The sequence below is a fragment of the Streptomyces sp. NRRL WC-3618 genome, assembly GCF_001280005.1.
Taxonomy (GTDB): Bacteria; Actinomycetota; Actinomycetes; order Streptomycetales; family Streptomycetaceae; genus Streptomyces.
On record NZ_LGDW01000184.1, the window covers coordinates 1 to 3,162 of the forward strand.

A 3,162-nucleotide genomic window follows, 5' to 3' on the forward strand; every position below is an offset into this window, starting at 1 on the left:
CCACACCGCCGCCCGCCGCAGGCGCCCGCACCCGCGAGCCGCCCCCCGATATCCCGCACGTCATGTCCTCGTAACCAGTGATTCAGCGGGGCTTGCGAGGCTCACCCAATGACGCCCGCCGTGCCTGAGCCTTCACCACCCCCAGAGAGCGCCAACGGGACCGGAGCGGACCTGCCGACCCCCGCCGCGCTCCCGCCCGCGCGTTCCGACGCGCCGGTCGCGGGCCGGGCGCGGAACAATGGGGTTATGAGCCAGCCAAACGCCCAGTCGCAGGTACAGCACGCGCAGCCGTCCGTCGGTTCCCTGACCTCCCACCGCCCGCACACCGTGTCGGCCGTGGTCTCCGACCTGGAACCCGACATCGACGCCGACCTCGACGAGTACGAGGAGGCACCCTACGACGGCGAACTGCTGCCGCAGGGCCGCTTCCTCGACCGGGAGCGCAGCTGGCTCGCGTTCAACGAGCGGGTGCTCGAACTGGCCGAGGACCCGAATACACCCCTCCTCGAACGGGCTAACTTCCTGGCGATCTTCGCCAGCAACCTGGACGAGTTCTTCATGGTCCGGGTGGCCGGCCTGAAGCGCCGGATAGCCACGGGTGTGGCCACCCGTTCCGCGTCCGGTCTCCAGCCGCGCGAGGTCCTGGAGATGATCTGGGCCCGCTCCCGCGAGCTGATGGCCCGGCACGCCGCCTGCTACCAGGAGGACGTCGCCCCGGCGCTCGCCGAGGAGGGCGTGCACCTGGTCCGCTGGAGCGAACTGACGGAGAAGGAGCAGGCCCGCCTGTTCACCCTCTTCCGCCACCAGATCTTCCCGGTCCTCACCCCGCTGGCCGTCGACCCGGCGCACCCCTTCCCCTACATCTCGGGCCTCTCCCTGAACCTCGCGGTGATCGTCCGCAACCCGGTGAGCGGACACCGGCACTTCGCGCGCGTGAAGGTACCGCCGCTGCTGTCCCGCTTCCTGGAGGCCTCCCCGAGCCGGTACGTGCCCCTCGAGGACGTCATCGCCGCGCACCTCGAAGAGCTGTTCCCCGGCATGGAGGTCCTGGAGCACCACGCCTTCCGCCTCACCCGCAACGAGGACCTCGAGGTCGAGGAGGACGACGCCGAGAACCTCCTCCAGGCCCTGGAGAAGGAACTCATGCGGCGCCGCTTCGGGCCGCCGGTGCGCCTGGAGGTCGAGGAGTCCATCGACCGGTACGTCCTCGACATGCTGGTACGCGAGCTGAAGATCACCGAGGCGGAGGTGTACCCGCTGCCGGGTCCCCTCGACCTCACCGGCCTCTTCGGCATCTCCTCCCTCGACCGGCCCGAGCTGAAGTTCCCCAAGTTCATCGCCGGCACCCACCGCGACCTGGCCGAGGTCGAGTCGTCGTCCGCGCCGGACATCTTCGCCGCCCTGCGCGAACGGGACGTCCTCCTCCACCACCCGTACGACAGCTTCTCCACCTCCGTCCAGGCCTTCCTGGAGCAGGCGGCCGGCGACGACGACGTCCTCGCCATCAAGCAGACCCTGTACCGGACCTCCGGCGACTCCCCGATCGTGGACGCCCTCATAGAGGCCGCCGAGGCCGGCAAGCAGGTCCTCGTCCTCGTCGAGATCAAGGCCCGCTTCGACGAGCAGGCCAACATCAAGTGGGCGCGGAAGCTGGAGGAGTCCGGCTGCCACGTCGTGTACGGCCTCGTCGGCCTGAAGACCCACTGCAAGCTGTCCCTGGTGGTCCGCCAGGAGGGCGACACGCTGCGCCGCTACTCCCACGTCGGCACCGGCAACTACCACCCCAAGACGGCCCGCCTGTACGAGGACCTGGGCCTCCTGACGGCCGACCAGCAGGTGGGCGCGGACCTCTCGGACCTGTTCAACCGCCTGTCCGGCTACTCCCGCCGCGAGACCTACCGCCGGCTGCTGGTGGCCCCCAAGTCCCTGCGGGACGGCCTGATCTCGCGGATCAACAAGGAGGTCCAGCACCACCGTGCCGGACGCCCCGCGTTCGTCCGCATCAAGGTCAACTCGATGGTGGACGAGGCGCTCATCGACTCGCTGTACCGCGCCTCCCAGGCAGGCGTCCCGTGCGACATCTGGGTGCGCGGCATCTGCGCCGTACGGCCCGGAGTCCCGGGCCTGTCCGAGAACATCCGGGTCCGGTCCGTCCTCGGCCGCTTCCTCGAACACTCACGGGTCTTCTCCTTCGGCAACGGCGGCGAGCCCGAGGTGTGGTTCGGCAGCGCCGACATGATGCACCGCAACCTCGACCGCCGCATCGAGGCACTCGTGAGGGTGACAGACCCGGCCCACCGGGCCGCGCTCAGCCGCATGCTGGAAACCGGCATGTCCGACCTCACCCAGTCCTGGCACCTGGGCCCCGACGGTGAGTGGACCCGGCACGCGACGGACTCCGAGGGCCAACCACTGCGGCACGTCCAGGAGATGCTCATTGACGCCCGGAGGCGCAGGCGTGGCCCAGCAACACCTTGACCCGACCGACCCCACGACGGCCGGCCCCGTGACGGCGGACGCCCTGGCGGACTACCTGCGCGCGCAGGCGACGGAGTTCCTCCGCGCCCTGCGCCTGCACAGGGAGTCCGGCCCGGGCTCCGCCTCCCCGGGGGAGGAGCCCGTGAACGCGGCCCGCGCCCTGCGCCACGCGGCCCGCCGCATCACAGGCACCCTCCACACCTTCCGCCCCCTCCTCGACCCCACCTGGTCGGAGGCGCTGCAACCCGAACTGGCCTGGCTCTCAGGCATCCTGGCAAGAGAACACGCCTACGCAGCCCGCCAGGAACGCCTCCTACTGGCCCTGCACCGCCTGTCAGGAACACCCCCCTTCCCCACACAGGCGACCACCGCTGTGGGCAGTCGTTCCGCTGGGGCGGATCCCATCCCACTGAAAGCGGAACCCGGCACCGCCGGCCCCCCGACCCACCCGGCCGCACCCCCGGACCGCGGCAATCTGACAGTAGGCGCAGCGAAAGCAGGCGCCCTGCTGGAACGCCAGTTGACCCTCGCCCGCACCCGAGCCCACTCAGCGGCCCTACAGGCCCTGGGCTCCTCCCGCTTCCACGCAGTCGCCGACAACGTCGCCGTCCTGCCCAGCGAAGTCCCCCTCCCCCCCACCGCCACCACCACCCCCACCGACCTGCGCCCCCTCGCCACCGCGGC

General features: G+C 70.8%; 2 protein-coding genes. Both read left to right on the forward strand.

Going from position 1 to position 3,162, the window contains the following annotated elements; genetic code table 11:
* Nucleotides 1-246: 246 nt before the first annotated feature.
* On the forward strand, nt 247-2,478 hold the full coding sequence (locus ADL01_RS18555; protein WP_053743126.1) for an RNA degradosome polyphosphate kinase: 2,232 nt from the start codon (nt 247-249) through the stop codon (nt 2,476-2,478).
* Nucleotides 2,459-3,162: CHAD domain-containing protein (locus tag ADL01_RS18560; RefSeq protein WP_159049565.1), on the forward strand; the 704-nt coding region annotated here is incomplete at its 3' end. The genes ADL01_RS18555 and ADL01_RS18560, both read left to right, overlap by 20 nt.